15 protein-coding genes are annotated in these 17,849 nt (G+C 37.6%); 12 read left to right on the top strand and 3 right to left on the bottom strand.

What is annotated here, in order from left to right:
* Positions 1-31: 31 nt before the first annotated feature.
* Complete coding sequence (locus IGJ90_RS09625) at positions 32-511, bottom strand: nucleoside 2-deoxyribosyltransferase (RefSeq protein WP_002362157.1); 480 nt, start codon at positions 509-511, stop codon at positions 32-34.
* Positions 512-534: 23 nt separating this feature from the next.
* Complete coding sequence (locus IGJ90_RS09620; RefSeq protein ID WP_002366990.1) at positions 535-1,755, bottom strand: GNAT family N-acetyltransferase; 1,221 nt, start codon at positions 1,753-1,755, stop codon at positions 535-537.
* A gap of 246 nt (positions 1,756-2,001) precedes the next feature.
* On the opposite strand from IGJ90_RS09620, the gene lepA reads away from it, so the two are divergent.
* From lepA to IGJ90_RS09560, 12 genes are all read left to right on the top strand, one after another.
* Entirely contained in the window at positions 2,002-3,837 is a 1,836-nt protein-coding gene (lepA, locus tag IGJ90_RS09615) for a translation elongation factor 4 (protein WP_002366989.1), read from the top strand.
* A gap of 185 nt (positions 3,838-4,022) precedes the next feature.
* A complete protein-coding gene (locus tag IGJ90_RS09610) occupies positions 4,023-5,039 on the top strand; it encodes a LacI family DNA-binding transcriptional regulator (RefSeq protein WP_002402919.1) in 1,017 nt (338 codons plus the stop codon).
* A 158-nt stretch (positions 5,040-5,197) separates the two neighbouring features.
* Entirely contained in the window at positions 5,198-6,232 is a 1,035-nt protein-coding gene (iolC, locus tag IGJ90_RS09605) for a 5-dehydro-2-deoxygluconokinase (RefSeq protein WP_002366987.1), read from the top strand.
* Between the two features lie 10 nt (positions 6,233-6,242).
* On the top strand, positions 6,243-8,159 hold the full coding sequence (iolD, locus tag IGJ90_RS09600; protein WP_002366986.1) for a 3D-(3,5/4)-trihydroxycyclohexane-1,2-dione acylhydrolase (decyclizing): 1,917 nt from the start codon (positions 6,243-6,245) through the stop codon (positions 8,157-8,159).
* A 38-nt stretch (positions 8,160-8,197) separates the two neighbouring features.
* The gene (iolB, locus tag IGJ90_RS09595) at positions 8,198-9,037 is read left to right on the top strand and encodes a 5-deoxy-glucuronate isomerase (protein ID WP_016617551.1); all 840 of its coding nucleotides are present in this window, start codon (positions 8,198-8,200) and stop codon (positions 9,035-9,037) included.
* A 38-nt stretch (positions 9,038-9,075) separates the two neighbouring features.
* Positions 9,076-10,533 (top strand): CoA-acylating methylmalonate-semialdehyde dehydrogenase, encoded by a 1,458-nt coding sequence (locus IGJ90_RS09590; RefSeq protein WP_002366984.1) that lies wholly within the window; start codon positions 9,076-9,078, stop codon positions 10,531-10,533.
* A 173-nt stretch (positions 10,534-10,706) separates the two neighbouring features.
* Positions 10,707-11,714, top strand: a complete 1,008-nt coding sequence (locus tag IGJ90_RS09585) for a Gfo/Idh/MocA family protein (RefSeq protein WP_002364407.1) — start codon at positions 10,707-10,709, stop codon at positions 11,712-11,714.
* A 23-nt stretch (positions 11,715-11,737) separates the two neighbouring features.
* Entirely contained in the window at positions 11,738-12,757 is a 1,020-nt protein-coding gene (gene iolG / locus IGJ90_RS09580) for an inositol 2-dehydrogenase (protein WP_002366983.1), read from the top strand.
* Positions 12,758-12,778: 21 nt separating this feature from the next.
* Entirely contained in the window at positions 12,779-13,669 is an 891-nt protein-coding gene (gene iolE / locus IGJ90_RS09575; protein ID WP_002366982.1) for a myo-inosose-2 dehydratase, read from the top strand.
* A gap of 23 nt (positions 13,670-13,692) precedes the next feature.
* Positions 13,693-15,288, top strand: coding sequence for a solute:sodium symporter family transporter (locus IGJ90_RS09570; RefSeq protein ID WP_002356828.1), 1,596 nt, complete (start codon positions 13,693-13,695; stop codon positions 15,286-15,288).
* Between the two features lie 9 nt (positions 15,289-15,297).
* Complete coding sequence (locus IGJ90_RS09565; protein WP_002356829.1) at positions 15,298-15,621, top strand: PTS sugar transporter subunit IIB; 324 nt, start codon at positions 15,298-15,300, stop codon at positions 15,619-15,621.
* Between the two features lie 202 nt (positions 15,622-15,823).
* Positions 15,824-16,657 carry a hypothetical protein gene (locus IGJ90_RS09560; protein WP_002366981.1) on the top strand — a complete coding sequence of 278 codons (834 nt, stop codon included), beginning with the start codon at positions 15,824-15,826 and terminating at the stop codon, positions 16,655-16,657.
* A 40-nt stretch (positions 16,658-16,697) separates the two neighbouring features.
* Here the strand turns inward: IGJ90_RS09560 and IGJ90_RS09555 are convergent, their stop codons facing one another.
* Positions 16,698-17,759, bottom strand: a complete 1,062-nt coding sequence (locus IGJ90_RS09555; protein WP_438768034.1) for a LacI family DNA-binding transcriptional regulator — start codon at positions 17,757-17,759, stop codon at positions 16,698-16,700.
* Positions 17,760-17,849: the final 90 nt, after the last annotated feature.

Here is a 17,849-nt window from a genome sequence, read left to right as displayed (position 1 = left end):
AGAACGAGCGAATTCGCTCGTTCTTTTTTTATTATGACAATCGTTGCTTAATTTCTTCCAACAAATCCTCTTCTGAAGAAACAACCCGACCATTCAATTTAATCAAACCAACTGTGTAAAGGTTTAAATAATGGAATTGATTTTCAGCGACTTCGTTCAAAGCATCAAGCTTTTGGTGATTATCAGCACCTTGTTGGCGGCTGTCTGTGTAAAGGGCAACCACTGGGATTCCTTTGGCATAAGCAACACCAATTTCCGAAGCTACGCCCGCATCAATGGTTGGACCGTCTAATAAAGCAACCAATAAATCGCTAGCAAGGACGTTTTCTGTATCTGCTAAGGCAATCATTTTACTATCGGCATAAGCCGATTTGTCGTTAATCGCCGCATTTTCTTGTGGTAAATAAAGATCGATTGTTTTATCCAATTGTCGAATTTGTTCGACTAAATAGGCATTATAACGTAAGTCAGCTTGCGAAAATAAAGGTCCTGCAAAATAAATTTTTGTCATTTGTCTGTCTCCAATCCAAGGGTTTAGAAATAATCACTGAAATAAGCTTCTTGGTCAGGAAAAATCCGTTCCAAAGAATTTAAAGTTTCTTTATCTGTATCAATGCGCTCAATTCGATGTAAGTACGAAGGGCGTCGGTAATTCATGACTAAACAAGTTAGTGTTTGAATATCTAAGTGAACGGCGGTGCCTAGAGGTTCATCCGTAATGGTTACTTGATCATTTTCATCCCAAATTAAGCCAAAAATACCATTATTCCACTCAGCAACAGGATCTTTAACGACAAAATGGAAGGGCTTAGCCGTACTTTCAAAAGGAAAGTTTTCTAAAAAGGCTTTGACATCGACAATTCGAGCCATATAATAGGGCTCAATGCTTTCTTTAATTTGGCTGTCTTCTAAAAGAAAGGCTAATGGTTCGTTTTTATAGATATCGCCCTTGACCCAATAAACCATCGAAAAATGCGCAGTAATAAAATTCCACAAGCCATTTCGGGCTTCTTGGTTCAAGTAAAACATTTCCTTAATATGAAATACCTCATCGGCCACCCAATAGAAAAGTACTCCTAAAGGTTCTTGATTGGCACCATAATAGACAGCAGCAGTCCGCTCTTCCTCGTTTTCGAAACGCCAATATTCTTCCCAGTTAAAGGCACTACGAATGAGCGCGCCGTGATTTTGACGAGCGAATCGCGCATAGACATCAAAGACATCTGGGTGATCGACAGCTAACCGTTCAATCATTCCTGGAACAGGAACGGTTTTTGGTAATTGCGTATCCCGAATTTTAAAAGATAACTTGTCGGACATGATTTCCCAACCTTTACGTCGGTAATAAGGAATGTTGTAAGGGAAAAGATAAGAAATCCACTGTTTATCTTGGCGCATTTCTTCTAATGCCGTTTGAATCAAGTCTTTCATTAAACCGTGGTTGGCATATTCAGGATAGGTACCGACACCAGTAACGCCGCCCATTTTATACAAAGCACCATGGATATTGACTTCGCATGGATAGATAGCAATTTGTGAAATTAATTGATTTTCGTGAAACCAGCCAAATACTTTTGAAAGTTCTAAAATCGGTTGTTTTGATTTGATAAATGCGCGTTTGTTTTCAAAACCACTTTCTTCAATATCTGCTTCAGTTACTTGAAAAACATAGGAAAGAAGTTCATTAAATTGATCAATGTGTCCTTCCTCAACAGGCTTTAAGGTCAGTTGCTTTCGAAATTCTTGTTCATCCATTTTTCCATCTCCAATAAATTTACTGTTTTTAGTATACCAAATTTTTCGAAACTCTGTTAGCCTTTCGAAACCAAAAGAATAAAAGGGAAGTGCTTTAAATCTTCTTCAAAAATTGGTATAATGAAAAGTGCTGATTATCCTAGACCTTTAAACATGATAATTTGATAAAAAAGGCAACTAAAATATAACAATTGATTAATGAAGCTAGCAGGGAGCTAGCTTTTCTTAAAAGAAATGAGGCAAAAAATGAACAATAAAGAAATGAAAGCAAGACAAGAGAAAATTCGTAATTTCTCGATCATTGCCCACATTGACCATGGGAAGTCAACTTTAGCCGACCGGATTTTGGAAAAAACAAATACAGTTAGCAGTCGAGAAATGCAAGATCAATTACTTGATTCAATGGATTTAGAGAGAGAACGCGGCATTACCATCAAATTAAACGCAATTGAATTAAACTATACAGCCAAAGATGGTGAAACCTATACTTTCCATTTGATTGACACACCAGGGCACGTCGATTTCACCTACGAAGTTTCTCGTAGCTTGGCAGCTTGTGAAGGGGCTGTTCTAGTTGTTGATGCGGCGCAAGGAATTGAAGCGCAAACGCTAGCAAATGTCTATTTGGCATTGGATAATGACTTAGAAATTTTACCTGTTATTAATAAAATTGATTTACCCGCCGCTGATCCAGAGCGTGTTCGGACAGAGATTGAAGACGTAATTGGAATTGATGCATCGGATGCTGTTTTAGCAAGTGCAAAAGCAGGGATTGGTATTGAAGATATTTTAGAACAAGTGGTGGAGTATGTACCAGCTCCATCAGGCGATATTGAGGCTCCTTTAAAGGCTTTGATTTTTGACTCTATTTACGATAGTTATCGGGGGGTCGTTTTAAACATCCGTGTAATTGACGGTGTCGTTCGTCCTGGGGATAAAATCCAAATGATGAGTAACGGTAAAACGTTTGATGTAACAGAAGTCGGCGTTTTTTCACCGAAACCAATCGCTCGTGATTATTTAATGGTTGGTGATGTGGGCTATATCACCGCTAGCATTAAAACGGTTCAAGATACACGTGTCGGGGATACAGTGACTTTGGCCGACAATCCAGCAGCAGAAGCACTACCAGGCTACCGCAAAATGAATCCAATGGTTTATTGTGGCTTATATCCAATTGATACGTCGCGCTACAATGATTTACGGGAAGCATTAGAAAAATTACAATTAAATGATGCGGCGTTACAATTTGAACCGGAAACATCGCAAGCCTTAGGGTTTGGTTTCCGTTGTGGTTTCTTAGGTTTGCTACACATGGATGTTGTTCAGGAACGTTTGGAACGAGAATTTAATTTAGAGTTAATTACAACAGCACCGTCTGTAATCTATCACGTTAATAAAACTGACGGAACAACCGTTGTTGTTGACAACCCAGCTGAATTTCCAGAACCAGTAACGATTGAATCTGTGGAAGAACCTTATGTTAAAGCGCAAATCATGGTGCCAAACGATTATGTAGGAGCAGTAATGGAATTATCACAACGTAAACGTGGCGAATTCATTACAATGGATTACTTAGACGATTATCGTGTAAACGTAGTTTATGAAATTCCGTTATCTGAAATCGTGTTTGACTTTTTCGATAAATTGAAATCAAGTACAAAAGGCTATGCATCCTTAGATTACGAAATGGCTGGCTATCGTACCAGCCGCCTAGTGAAAATGGATATTCTATTAAATGCTGAAAAAGTGGATGCTTTAAGCTTTATTGTTCACCGAGATTTCGCATTTGAGCGTGGTAAAGCGATTGTTGAGAAACTGAAAAAACTAATTCCACGTCAACAGTTTGAAGTCCCAGTTCAAGCGGCGATTGGTCAAAAAATTGTGGCTCGTTCAGATATTAAAGCCTTACGCAAAAACGTACTGGCTAAATGCTATGGTGGCGATGTTTCTCGTAAACGTAAATTGTTAGAGAAACAAAAAGAAGGGAAGAAACGGATGAAACAAATTGGATCCGTGGAAGTTCCTCAAGAAGCCTTTATGGCGGTTCTGAAAATGGATGAAGATGATCAGAAAAAATAACTTATCAAAAAAGTACCTCAGTCTGAGCTGAGGTGCTTTTTTTGAAAATATAAATTAAAGTAAACTACATTTTAAAATAAAACACGCAAAATTGCGTGCTTTTTTATATTGTGATAGAATATACATACGAAAGCTTATAAATAATCAAAATAATTTTGCAAATCAAGTAAATAAGGAGAGAACAAATGGCTGGAACAATAAAAGAAATTGCTGAAAAAGCAGGAGTATCTAGGGGAACTGTGGATCGAGCATTGAATAATCGCGGCCGAATCAATCCTGAGGTTGCTGAAAAAATTAAAACAATAGCGAAAGAAATGAACTATGTTCCGAAGAAAAAAAAGATGGCCAAAGAAGAACCAATCAAATTAGGTGTTGTGACACAATTGGCAAAATCTTCTTTTATGATTCCAATTCGATCAGGTTTACAAGCAGTTATAGGTGATCTAAAAAAAAGAAATATCGATTGCTTTTTAGAGGAAATAGACGGGGTCGATGAAGCGGCGCAGTTACAGGCACTTGAACGCTTGTTAGAACTTGGTGTAAAAGGAATTGCCATCATGCCAGTTGATAGTGTGGCAATTAGGGAAAAAATCAATCAGCTTACGGAACAAGGCATTAAGGTCATCACATTCAATTCGGACATTGTTGGTAGTAAACGTCAATGCTTTGTCGGAATGGATAACTTTAAAAGCGGGAAGACAGCTGCTGGATTATTAGGAATGTTGACAAAAGGAGAGGGAGATGTCCTAGCTATTACTGGATATTTTGGAAATAGTGTGAATAGTTTACGAGTTGCTGGTTTTGTTGAAGAATTGAAACAGTCATTTCCACAATTGAAATTAACAGGTGTTCAAAGCAGTTTTGATTCGAGCGATGAAGTCGAAAAGATTTTAAGTGACACATTAGAGAACTATACTAATTTAAAAGGTGTCGTTGTGTTTTCAGGAGGTCAAGCAGGAATTGCTCGTGTGTTGAAAAAAAGGGCAGGGAAAGACAGACCGTATGTGATTATCTATGATTTAACTGAGAAAAATATCGAGATGCTGAAAAAAAATCAAGTTGATTTTCTAATTGATCAAGATGGTTTTACGCAGGGTTATCGTTCTTTACTATTATTAGCGAATCAACTACAGAATAATAAATTTATAACAGAAGAGATGTTATTTACAGATATCATTATTAAAACAAAATATAATCTTTAAAAGAAGTGTGAATCTTGCTGTAAAGCAATTCATACTTCTTTTTTTGCGTTCTTTTAAAATGCACGCAAAAATAATGTGCTAATTTAATGTTGCACGCATTTTGAAAGCGTGCTATAATTCGTTTGTAAATAATAGAAGAACGAAGAAGAGGTGGATCTATGAGTTATATTAGCTTTGATCAATCAAAAGAATTTGATCTAGTTCTTTTAGGTAGAGTGGCTATCGATTTTAACCCTGCCTATAATGAGCAAGTTAAAGAAGAATTTAAGCCTTTAAAAAATGTTCATATGTTTGAAAAGTTTGTGGGAGGTTCTCCTGCAAATATTTCCGTGGGTATCACCAAACATGGGATGAAAGCTGGCTTCATTGGGAAAGTATCTGATGACCAGTTCGGAGAATATGTTATTGATTACTTTAATGAGCAAGGCATTGATACTTCTCAGATAAGTAAAGCGCAGCATGGCGAAAAGTTGGGTCTGACTTTTACAGAAATGCTATCACCTAAAGAAAGTAGTATTTTAATGTATCGGAACCAAGCTGCGGATTTACAACTAAGTGTCGAAGATATCGATGAAGATTATTTGAAACGTTCAAAAGCCTTATTAATTTCAGGAACTGCTTTGGCGGAAAGCCCTTCAAGAGAAGCCGTGTTAAAAGCTGTGATGTTAGCGAAAAAAAACAACGTCAAAATTATTTTTGATATCGACTATCGAGAATACAATTGGAAAAATGTGGATGAAATCGCTATTTATTATTCAATAGTTGCGAAAGAATCAGATATTATTATGGGCTCGAGAGAAGAATTTGATTTAACTGAAAGATTGATTCAACTAAATATGACAGATAATGAAAGCGCTGTTTTTTGGCATAATTGTGGCGCTCAAATAGTCGTTATTAAACACGGGATGAAAGGCTCAACAGCTTATACAGCAGATCTACAACAGTTTTCAATTAAACCATTTCCAGTGGAGGCACGCAAGGGATTTGGTGGCGGTGATGGCTATGCTGCTGGATTTTTATATGGTTTATTTGAAGGTTGGGAAATTATCGATTGCTTGGAGTTTGGCTCAGCGGAAGCTTCGATGATGGTCAAAAGTAACAATTGCTCAGATTCTTTACCAACGACGCAAGAAGTAAAAGAGTTCATTAAACTGGAGAAGGAAATATACGGCGAAATGATCGCCAGGATTTAAGGTGGATAAAATGGAAAAGACGATTCGTTTAACGACAGCACAAGCATTATTAAAATTTTTGAATCAACAATATATCAGCATTGATGGAAAAGAAACACCTTATGTGGAAGGAATCTTTCATGTATATGGTCATGGGAATGTTTTAGGGATTGGTCAAGCGTTGGAACAAGCTCCGGGACATTTAAAAAGTTACAGTGGAAAAAACGAACAAGGGATGGCTCATGCTGCTATCGCTTTTGCTAGACAAAGTTTACGTAAGAAAATATTCGCAGTTTCAGCGTCTGCTGGTCCAGGTTCAGCTAATTTATTGACTGCTGCTGGAACCGCCTTCGCTAATAATATACCTGTATTGTTTCTGCCAGCAGATACGTTTGCTACTCGGCAACCAGATCCCGTATTACAGCAGTTGGAACATGAATCAAGTGTAACTTTTTCTACCAACGATGCTTTCCAAGCGGTTTCTCGCTATTGGGATCGTATTAATCGGCCAGAACAACTGATGTCAGCATTGCTACGAGCATTTGAAGTTATGACCAATCCTGCAACTACAGGACCTGCCACCATTTGTTTGCCACAAGATGTTGAGTCAGAAGCCTATGATTATCCAGTAGAGTTTTTTAGAAAAAGAGTTCATTATATCGATCGACGGATGCCGACAATTCGTGAGCTTGAAACAGCTAGTCACTTGATAAAGGATAGTAAACACCCAGTAATTATTGTAGGGGGCGGTTGCAAGTATTCAGAAGCAGGTGAGAGCCTTCAGAAAATTTCTCAAGTTCATCAGATACCTTTGGTTGAAACACATGCTGGTAAATCAACTGTTTCATGGAAATTTGAAAATAATCTTGGAGGCTTGGGAATTTTAGGTACCTCAGCTGCTAATAAAGCTGTTCAGCAAGCGGATTTGATTATTGGAATTGGCACGCGTTATACGGATTTTACCACTGCATCAAAAAGTATTTTTAATTTTGAACAATCAAAAATGATAAATATTAACGTAAGTCGACCACAGACTTACAAAATGGAAGCGTTTCAAATTGTGGGAGATGCTCGAGCAACCTTAGAAGGAATTCTGCCAATGATTGAAGGATATCGAACGACTTATGGTGAAAAAATCACTGAACTGAAGAACGAATGGGTGAAAGAGCGGGAGCGATTAAAAACAACTCATTTTAAACGGAAAGATTTTGATCCGGAAATCAAAAACCACTTTACACAGGATATTTTAAATGATTATGCTGATTCTTTGAATACAACTCTGACACAAACAGAGGTTTTCGTTCATCTGAATGATTTTGTCGAAGATGATGCGATTGTGATTGGTTCGGCAGGGTCATTACCAGGAGATATGCAACGATTGTGGAATCCTGTAAAGGAAAATACTTATCATTTAGAGTATGGCTATTCTTGTATGGGCTATGAAATTGCTGGTGCAATGGGGGTACGTCTTGCTAATCCTGATCAAGAGGTTTACGCATTAGTCGGTGACGGTAGTTTTTTGATGTTGCATAGCGAACTGGTCTCTGCATTACAATATGACAAAAAAATCAATATTGTTCTGTTCAATAATTCTGGGTTCGGATGCATTAATAATCTGCAAATGGAGAATGGCGGCGTAAGTCAAGGGACGGAATTTAGAAATACAAAAGGCGAAATTATGAATATCAATTATGCTAAAATCGCTGAAGGATATGGTGCCAAAGCGTATCAAGTCCATTCGATTGAAGAACTAAAACAGGCGATTGTCGACGCGAAAAACCAAACGCAATCGACATTGATTGAAATAAATGTTCTTCCTAAAACGATGACTGCTGGTTACGATGGTAGTTGGTGGAATGTCGGTGTTGCTGAAGTATCAGAAAAACCAGCGATTCAAGAAGCATACCAAGTTAAAAAAGAAAAACTTGCAACTGCTAGAAAATATTAGGTATTCGTCATACAACCAAAAAGTTAGGAGCGAATGAATTGAAAAAAACATTGAAACATCAACCGTTGATAAAAGAACTAGCTCCCGGTGTTCGACAAGTTCAAAATATTCGAAAAAACAACACTGATTTACAGTATATTGAGTTTCAAGTTCTTGAATTAGATAATGGAGCAATGTATCAAGAAGCTGGTAATGAACTGGAAGTTTGTATCGTCGTATTAACTGGCAAAATCAATGTTAAGGTGGGCGATAAATGGTACGAGAATTTAGGTAAACGAACCTCTGTTTTTGAAAAAATTCCGACAGATAGTATCTATATTCCAGCAAAAACGTCGTTTGAACTAATAGCAACTTCTGATACTGTTCGTTTGGCCCTTTGTTATTCGCCAGCTAAAAAAACGTTACCAGTGCACGTGATTACCGCTGAGGAAAATACGGTTGAAAAACGAGGGATATATCAGAATAAACGACTAGTGCATAACATTTTACCAGACAATGTCGATACTGCCAGTAGTTTGTTGGTGGTTGAAGTCTACACTGAAGGTGGTAACTTTTCTAGCTATCCACCACACAAACATGATCAAGAAAATTTACCTGACGAATCTTATTTAGAAGAGACGTATTATCATGAGCTGAATCCAGAGCAAGGCTTTGTTTTCCAACGAGTATATACAGAGGATGGTTCTATAGATGAAACGATGACTGTAGAGCATCAAAATGTTGTGGAAGTACCTAAGGGATATCATCCTGTCGGCGTGCCAGATGGCTACACCTCTTATTATTTAAATGTGATGGCAGGACCTGAACGAATTTGGAAGTTTCATAACGAGAAAAAACACGAGTGGATTTTAAATCGGAACGAATTGACTAACAATTAGAAATAAAAAATAAGTAGACTTTTTTAGGAGGAAAATAAATGACTCGATTTTTAAAGAATTATATAGGTGGCCGCTGGGTAACAAGTGCAGCCACTGAATTTGAAGAAGTGGTTAATCCGGCAACAGAAGAAGCATTAGTAAATGTTCCATTATCTAGTGAAGCAGAAACTGCAGAAGCAATCAGAGTAGCGGATGAGGCTTTTCAAACATGGAAAAAAGTAAGTGTTCCAGTTCGTGGCCGCTATCTTTTCAAATTGCATCATTTATTGATGACGAATAAAGAAGAGCTAGCACGATTAATTACGCTTGAAAATGGAAAATCTTTGTCAGAATCATTAGGTGAGGTTCAGCGAGGGATTGAAAATGTCGAGCACGCAGCGAGCATTACGAATTTAATAATGGGTGATTCTCTATCCACAGCGGCTACAGATATTGAAATTACCAATTACCGTTATCCCATCGGTGTTGTTGGGGGAATTACTCCTTTCAATTTTCCGATGATGGTACCGTTTTGGATTTTCCCAATGGCGTTAGCAGCAGGGAATACGGTGGTGCTGAAGCCTTCCGAAAAAACGCCATTATTGATGGAAAAAATTGTTGAATTAATAGAAGAAGCAGGATTTCCAAGTGGCGTCTTTAATGTTGTCTATGGGGCACACGATGTTGTTAATACTTTATTGCGTGATCCATTAGTAAAAGGAATTAGCTTTGTGGGCTCAAAAAATGTTGGTGAATATGTCTATAAAGAAGGAACAAAAAATCTGAAACGAGTCCAGGCACTAACTGGCGCAAAAAATCATGTCATCGTTTTAAAAGATGCCAACCTTGATCGTGCAGTAAAAGACATTATCGGTGGCTCTTTTGGATCAGCCGGTGAACGCTGTATGGCCGCTTCGGTGATCGTTGTAGAAGAAACTATTGCAGATCAATTCGTTGAAAAATTTAAGGCTGCAGCACAGACGATAAAAATTGGAAATGGTCTGGAAGAAGGAGTCTTTTTAGGCCCCGTGATTCGAAAAGAGGCGCAGCAACGAACATTTGATTACATTCAAAAAGGTATTGATGAAGGAGCGGACTTATTGTTAGATGGCCGTGAAAATATTCCTGAAAAAGGCTACTTCGTGGGACCTACGATCTTTGATCGTGTCACGATGGACATGAAGATTTGGCAAGATGAAATTTTTGCACCCGTTGCCTCAATTGTTCGAGTGAAAAATCTAGAAGCAGCAGTTACACTGACCAATCAATCAGAATTTGCTAACGGTTCATGCCTCTATACGAGTAATGCTTCAGCTATCCGTTACTTTAGAGAGAATGTTGATGCAGGAATGTTAGGCATCAACTTAGGTGTACCAGCACCAATGGCTTGGTTTGCTTTTTCCGGCTGGAAACACTCTTTCTATGGTGACTTACACGCCAATGGAAAAGACAGTGTAGAATTTTATACACATCGAAAAGTTGTAACTGCTCGATACGCTCCTAGCGAAATAAACTAGTTTTACTTCGAAGCTCTGTCAAAGGAGCTTCGAGGATTCTATGATTAAAGCGGTGAAAGTATCTTTTATTAGTACAAATATAAGACATGACTTTCTGAAAATAATGATTGACTAAATAAAATTGTAAGCGTATACATAATACGCATAAAATAAAGAAATCGGAGGACAAATAATTGAAAGTAAAAGTAGGCGTAATTGGTACAGGGGCGATTGGAATCGAACATATTAACAGAATTAATCACAAGACACAAGGCGCTTTTGTAACAGCAGTATCAGATATTAATGTTGAAGCGGCAAGCAAAATTGCTGAGGAGATTGGGGCTCAATTTTTCAAAACAGGCGAAGAATTAATTGCTTCTGAAGAAGTGGAAGTTGTTGTTGTTACTTCCTGGGACCCAACACACGAAAAATATGTCTTGGAAGCAATCAAGCATGGAAAATACGTATTCTGCGAAAAACCATTAGCAATGGATGCCGCAGGATGTCGCCGAATTGTAGATGCAGAAGTCGCTTATGGTAAAAAATTGGTACAGGTAGGCTTCATGCGTCGATACGATCGTGGCTACATTGAGTTGAAAGAAGCAATTGAATCAAAACAGTATGGTGAAGCTCTGATGCTCCATTGTGCGCATAGAAATCCAAGCGCTGATGAAAATTATAAGACGCCAATGGCAATCAGTAATACTGCAATCCATGAAATTGATGTTCTTCGTTGGCTATTAGCCGAAGATTATGCCTCAGTGCAAATGATTTTACCAAAGAAAACCAGTCATACACATGCAGATTTACATGATCCTCAATTACTGATTTTCCAGACGAAATCAGGTGTAACAATTGATTTAGAAATTTTTGTTAATTGTCGTTTTGGCTACGACATTAAGTGTGACGTAGTATTTGAAACGGCAGAAGTCGGAATGACGGATCCAGCCTATACCAAAATTAAAGCTGCGGAGAAAAATTACACACCAATTTCGCCCGACTGGCAAACGCGTTTTTTAGATGCGTATGATTACGAATTTAAGTTATGGGTTGATTCAATTAAAAACGATAAACTTGTTGGTCCAACTGCTTGGGATGGCTACGTGGCAGCAATCACAATGATGGCTTGTCATGAATCTCGTGAGTCAGGGGAAAAAGTAATGATTGAAATAGATGAACAACCAGCGTTATATACCAAATAATTCTTAAATAAAGGAGGGGTTTTGTGGAAAATATTAGAGTAGGAATCGTAGGACTAGGTAGATTAGGCAAGGTACACGCAAAAAATTTATCTTCTGCTGTTAGTGGCTGTGAGCTTACGGCCGCCTGTAGTTTAGTTGAATCAGAATTAGCATTTGCACAGAAGGAGTTAGGTGTTAAGTATACGTTTTCTAGTTATGAAGAAATGGTTCAAAGCGCTGTAATTGATGCCGTTTTTATTGTTTCACCTTCAGGATTCCACTGTGAACAAGTCCGTTTAGCTATGGAAAATGGGAAACACGTATTTACTGAAAAACCATTGGGAATTGAAATTGAGGACATAAAAAAAACACAAGGGGTTATTGAAAAATATCCCGAGCAAGTATTTATGTTAGGTTTCATGCGCCGTTACGATGAATCTTATCAGTATGCGAAAAAAATGGTAGAAGACGGGGAAATTGGGGAAGTCACGTTAATCCGTTGTTATGGAATTGATCCGAGTGATGGACTGGAAAGCTTCGTTAAGTTTGCAATGAACAATGATAGTGGCGGTTTATTTCTAGATATGGCGATTCACGATATTGATTTGGTTCGTTGGTTTACTGGTCAAGAGGTAGAACAAGTTTGGGCAATTGGTAAAAATGCTGCATATCCAGAATTAGATCAAGTCGGTGAATTGGAAACCGGAGCAGCTATGATGAGTCTTAAAGATAAAACAATGGCTTTACTAGTTGCTGGAAGAAATGCTACACATGGTTACCATGTCGAAACAGAAATCATGGGCACCAAAGGGATATTACGAGTAGCGCAAGTACCTGAAAAAAATTTAGTGACTGTTATGAATAATCAAGGGATTGTGCGACCTTGCTCTCAAAACTTTCCAGAAAGATTTAGAGAAGCGTTCATTCGAGAAGCACAAGAATTTATTTCCTGTATTCAAGAAAAACGTCAACCAGCAGTTAATGCAGAAGATGGTCTACAATCAACAAAAATTGCATTAGCTTGTCAAGAATCATTTGATACGAATCGTTTGGTACAACTATAAATGAAGTAGGAGAGTGACATAATGGCGAAACAAATTCAACTAGCTATTGCGCCGATTGCATGGACAAATGATGATATGCCAGAGCTAGGAAGCGAAAATACGTTTGAACAATGCGTTAGTGAGATGGCGCTAGCTGGATTCAAAGGTACGGAGATTGGCAACAAGTATCCAAAAGATCCACAGGTTTTAAAACAATATTTAGATATTCGTGGACTAAAAGTAGCGAGTGCCTGGTTTAGTACATTTTTAACAACAAAACCTTTCGAAGAAACCGCGGAAGACTTCAAAAAACATCGAGATTTCTTACATGCAATGGATGCTAAGGTTATTGTTGTGGCTGAACAAGGACACAGCATACAAGGAATTATGACAGCTCCTGTTTTTAATGAGAAACCAATTTTTTCTGATGAAGAGTGGCAAAAACTAGCTGAAGGATTAGAAAAATTAGGAGACTTGGCACATGAAAAAGGTATGGAGATTGTTTACCATCACCATATGGGGACAGGAGTACAAACGACTGAAGAAATCGATCGATTAATGAAAATGACGGATCCGACAAAAGTTAAATTATTGTTTGACACTGGCCATCTTGTCTTCTCAGGAGAAGATCCAATCGCAATCTATCAGCGCTATCAAGACCGGATTAAACACATTCACTTCAAAGATATTCGCCAACAAATGGCAGAGGAAGTCAGAACAGAAGAAGATAGCTTCTTAAAGGCCGTGAAAAAAGGCGTCTTTACAGTCCCTGGGGATGGTATGATTGATTTCAAACCAATTTGGTCAGCAATCGAAGAGAGTGGCTATGAAGGTTGGATTGTGGTTGAAGCGGAACAAGATCCTGCCAAAGCCAATCCGTTTGAATATGCCGTCAAAGCGCGAAACTATATCCGAAAGGTCACCGATCTTTAATCTAATCGAGAAGGAGCTAGACAATGAATCTATTTTCAATAATCAGTTTCCTAGTAATTGTCATCTGCGTATGGATTTTTGCCTATTCTCGATCCAGAAGTGTAGATACTTCTGGATCAGAAGGTTTCTTCATGGGTGGCCGAAGCTTAACAGCCTTACCGATTGCTGGGACAATTATTATGACCAACCTATCCACAGAGCAAATTGTTGGACAAAACGGTCAAAGCTATCATGCAGGAATGGAAGTAATGGCTTGGGAAGTAACTGCTGCAATTGCAATTGTCGCATTGGCAGTCATTTTTTTACCAAAATATTTTAAATACGGTATTAATACGGTTTCAGATTTCATTGAAATTCGTTATGATACAGTTACAAAACGAATTATTTCAATCTTGTTTATTGTTACCTATATGATTTCTTTTTTACCAGTAGTTCTTTATTCTGGATCACTAGTATTCAATAAGATTTTTCATATTGATGAGCTGCTGGGTGTCGAACCTATTGTCGCAATCATTCTTGTGGCGATGGTGATTGGTATTGTTGGGATTCTTTATCTGCTGATTGGCGGCCTATCTTTAAGTGCCAATAGCGATTCGATTTATGGCGTTGGTTTATTGGTTTGTGGTTTGTTGGTTCCAATACTAGGTTTAATGAAACTGGGTGATGGTAGTTTTATTGGTGGGATTGAACAGGTTGTTGAAAACACACCATGGTTACTGAACTCTGTAGGTGCAATTGATTCTGCTGTTGTACCATGGCCAACATTATTTACAGGGATGTTGTTTAATAATTTGTATTTCTGGTGTACCAATCAGATGATTGTTCAAAAAGCACTTTCAGGAAAAAATTTAGCAGAAGCACAAAAAGGGGCTTTTTTAGTGGGGATTTTCAAAGTGTTTGGCGCATTATTCTTAGTATTTCCAGGAATTGTTGCAAGAAATCTTTTTGGGGATGCGTTGATGTCCAATCCTGATAACGCATATCCATATTTAGTAACTGAAGTTTTACCAAAAATGCTTTTCGGCATTTTTGCTGCAGTTATTTTTGGGGCAATTTTATCTTCCTTTGCGGGGGCTTTAAATGCAACCTCCACTCTGTTTTCGCTAGATTTTTACAAACCAATTATCAATAAGAAAGCAGATGACAAACAAATTGCTCGTGCGGGAAAAACAGTTACAGTTATTGTAGGGATTATTTCAATTATCGTTGCACCGTTTATTTCTTTTGCACCAGCTGGATTGTATCAATTTGTTCAAGAGTTTAATGGATTATACAATATGCCATTGTTAGTGATTATACTTTTTGCATTTTATTCCAAAAAAGCAACTGCTTTTGGAGCAAAAATGACAATTGCTATCCATATTGTTTTGTATGCGCTATCAAAAGTATTTTTGAAAGATATCCATTTTTTATATGTCTTAAGCCTGCTCTTCTTCTTAGACATTCTTATTTTAATAGTAGTTTCTAAAATAAAACCAGATGGCGAATTTGTTTTAAATTCTTTTGATACGAAAGTAAATATTGAACCTTGGAAACATACAAAACTTGTCGCAAGTATATTAGTTGTCGTGGTTATCCTAACCTATGCAGCATTTTCACCAATCGGATTTGCTAGATAAAAATATTTCATGAATGAGGAGAAGTTTATGAGCAAAAACATATTGATTATTTGTGAGACAGGAATTAGTGCATCGCTGTTAGTTTCAAAATTACTTGAAGCAATTAGGGAAAAAGAGTTATCTTATGATTTAGATTATGCGCCTGTTTGTCGGATTGAGGAAAAACTTGGTTATAAAGAGTATGATGTGTTAATGTTGACCCCACAAGTCGCTCGTGTCAAAGAAAAAGTGGAAAAATATTTAGAAGGCTGTCAGGGGCAGGTTGTTTTTATCGATCAAGAAGATTTTCGTTATATGAACACAGAGAAGATACTCGCAAGTATCGAAAAGTAAGATTTAGAGAGTGGGACATCAGTCAGCTTTGGTTGATGTCTTGCTTTTTTATTGTGTTCAAAAAGAGCAGAATCAAAATCTTACGTTTTATAGTGAGTACCAAATACTTTTATAGAAATAAAGCTAAAGTTATTATTTTAGTAAAAAATAGATTAATTTACTAAAATAATATATAATAAAGGTAAAACTAGGAGGGAAGCATATGACGTGTATTTCATTATCGATTTTAAATCAAGAACAAGAAATTAGAAAAGCTAAGATAGATGATTCAGATTCTTTGAAAGAGTTAACTATTACAGGGAAAGATTTTGTTTGTTTAGCTGCTCGGGATTGTCAATTACAAGACGGCGATGTGATTCAAGTTTGTTTAGATACGCCCAATACTTATTTAATGGTGAAGTTAGATGCTACGCTTGATAGCAGTTTAATTTATGTTCCAGAACAAAAATGGACGTTTCCAATCATAAAAAATGAAAACGCTATCGAAGCGCGAGCAGCGTATCGTTTTGAAACCAAGAAACCTTATATAAGTGTGCGTATTGCCACTAAAGAAGAAATTAAGAGTTATCGTAATTGGGCGTTAAATCCGCATGATTTACAACATTTTACTGGTGCGTATCCTCATGCATCTGCCAACGTGGAAACGCGGAATGATGCCACTTTTTTTGCTTGCAATGCGATTGACGGTACCTTTGCTAATCTTTATCATGGGCCGTATCCTTATCAATCATGGGGGATTAATCAGCAATTAGATGCCGCATTAAAAATTGAATTTGGGCGTGAAGTCTTGTTGGATAAAGTGATCTTAACATTACGAGCGGACTTTCCCCATGATAATTATTGGCAACAAGTGACTTTAAAATTTTCCGACGGTACACATGAAGTTTTTAAAACTGTTAAGACTGAGCAACGCCAGAGCTTTACCTTTGCGAAACGGGCAGTGGAGTGGGTGATACTAACAGAGTTAATTCAAGCAGATGAACCATCACCATTTCCAGCATTAACACAAATTGAATTATTTGGTCAAAACAAATAAAAAATAAGGACGGTTCCTTTATAGGAGCGGTCCTTATTTTTTATTTCTGGCGTGGGCTAGTTGTCGATTGGCGGACAACCAATTCTGTGTTTAACAGGACTCTACGAGGAATGCTAGGCATTTGAATTCGTTTGTGCAATAAATTAATGCCTGTCTCGCCCATTTCTTCAGTAAAGGCATGGACAGAGGATAGCGGTGGTGAGACATATTGAGAAATAGAGATATCATTGATCCCCATGACACTAATTTCTTCAGGAACCTTTATACCGTGTGCGGCTAACGTATGTATCACACCGATTGCAAAGGCGTCATTATAAGCAAGAATCGCAGTAGGTAAATCATTTCCCCATTTCTCTAACGCTTCTTCTGTCAATTGTTCCCCTGTTTTGACATCCAACATGCCATTTTCTTTTAAGATAAAATAATCTTCGTTAAACAAGTGATAATGCTGCATAATGTCAAGATAAGCGTTGGTTGTCGGTGTTTTATAGCGACGGAAACCATACATATTTTCGCTTTCTTCGGCACCAATAAAGGCAATTTTTTCGTGGCCCAATTCCAAAAGATGAGTTAAGGCAATCTCGGTTGCTTGATAAAAATCAGTATTTACAGAATCAAATTCTTCCAGTGGGAAATTACTGCCAATTACACAAAGATTTGGATGTAGTTGCTGCAACTCTTGTAACGTCTTTTGAGTGAATTTGCCAATTGCCAAAATGCCATCAATCCCTTGAAGGTTATGTTGTTCCAATTGAGAAACTTTGAGAATATTGTAACCTAATTCTTCGGCCCGTTTTTCAGCGCCTAAGCGAATCGACATATAGTAAATATCCGTTAGTTCTTCGTCATCTGAACGCCACTGAACGACGGCAATCGAAGGCTTTTGCGGAGCTGTTTGTAAGGAAAGGTTAGGTGTCAGTTGCTCCTGCTGTTTGTTTTTATTTTTAGTTTTATATTTCGTATAATTCAGGGTTTCTGCTGCTTCAAAAATTTTTCGCTTGGTTTCCTCTGTAACGGATAAGTTTGGATCATAGTTCAGAACTCGTGATACAGTTGAAATTGAAACATTCGCGACTTTTGCGATATCTGTGATAGTTGCCATTCTAAATGCCTCCTTCTCAAGTACTATTATAGCATATAGTATATTTCTTTTTAGTAAAAAAAAGCAAGAAAAAGCTTTTTTTACTTTTTT

The sequence above is a fragment of the Enterococcus sp. AZ129 genome (assembly GCF_051714505.1).
GTDB classification, from domain to species: Bacteria; Bacillota; Bacilli; order Lactobacillales; family Enterococcaceae; genus Enterococcus; species Enterococcus faecalis.
Note: the sequence above shows the minus strand (reverse complement) of the source record. Positions and strands in the feature narration are given on the sequence as shown.

Excerpts from the sequence above, each read along its gene's own strand:
- IGJ90_RS09625 (WP_002362157.1), bottom strand. The coding sequence starts at position 511 with ATGACAAAAATTTATTTTGCAGGACCTTTATTTTCGCAAGCTGACTTA.
- iolE (WP_002366982.1), top strand. The coding sequence starts at position 12,779 with ATGGCGAAACAAATTCAACTAGCTATTGCGCCGATTGCATGGACAAAT.
- IGJ90_RS09620 (WP_002366990.1), bottom strand. The coding sequence starts at position 1,755 with ATGGATGAACAAGAATTTCGAAAGCAACTGACCTTAAAGCCTGTTGAG.
- iolD (WP_002366986.1), top strand. The coding sequence starts at position 6,243 with ATGGAAAAGACGATTCGTTTAACGACAGCACAAGCATTATTAAAATTT.
- IGJ90_RS09555 (WP_438768034.1), bottom strand. The coding sequence starts at position 17,759 with ATGGCAACTATCACAGATATCGCAAAAGTCGCGAATGTTTCAATTTCA.
- lepA (WP_002366989.1), top strand. The coding sequence starts at position 2,002 with ATGAACAATAAAGAAATGAAAGCAAGACAAGAGAAAATTCGTAATTTC.
- IGJ90_RS09590 (WP_002366984.1), top strand. The coding sequence starts at position 9,076 with ATGACTCGATTTTTAAAGAATTATATAGGTGGCCGCTGGGTAACAAGT.
- IGJ90_RS09560 (WP_002366981.1), top strand. The coding sequence starts at position 15,824 with ATGACGTGTATTTCATTATCGATTTTAAATCAAGAACAAGAAATTAGA.
- IGJ90_RS09610 (WP_002402919.1), top strand. The coding sequence starts at position 4,023 with ATGGCTGGAACAATAAAAGAAATTGCTGAAAAAGCAGGAGTATCTAGG.
- IGJ90_RS09570 (WP_002356828.1), top strand. The coding sequence starts at position 13,693 with ATGAATCTATTTTCAATAATCAGTTTCCTAGTAATTGTCATCTGCGTA.
- IGJ90_RS09565 (WP_002356829.1), top strand. The coding sequence starts at position 15,298 with ATGAATGAGGAGAAGTTTATGAGCAAAAACATATTGATTATTTGTGAG.
- iolC (WP_002366987.1), top strand. The coding sequence starts at position 5,198 with ATGAGTTATATTAGCTTTGATCAATCAAAAGAATTTGATCTAGTTCTT.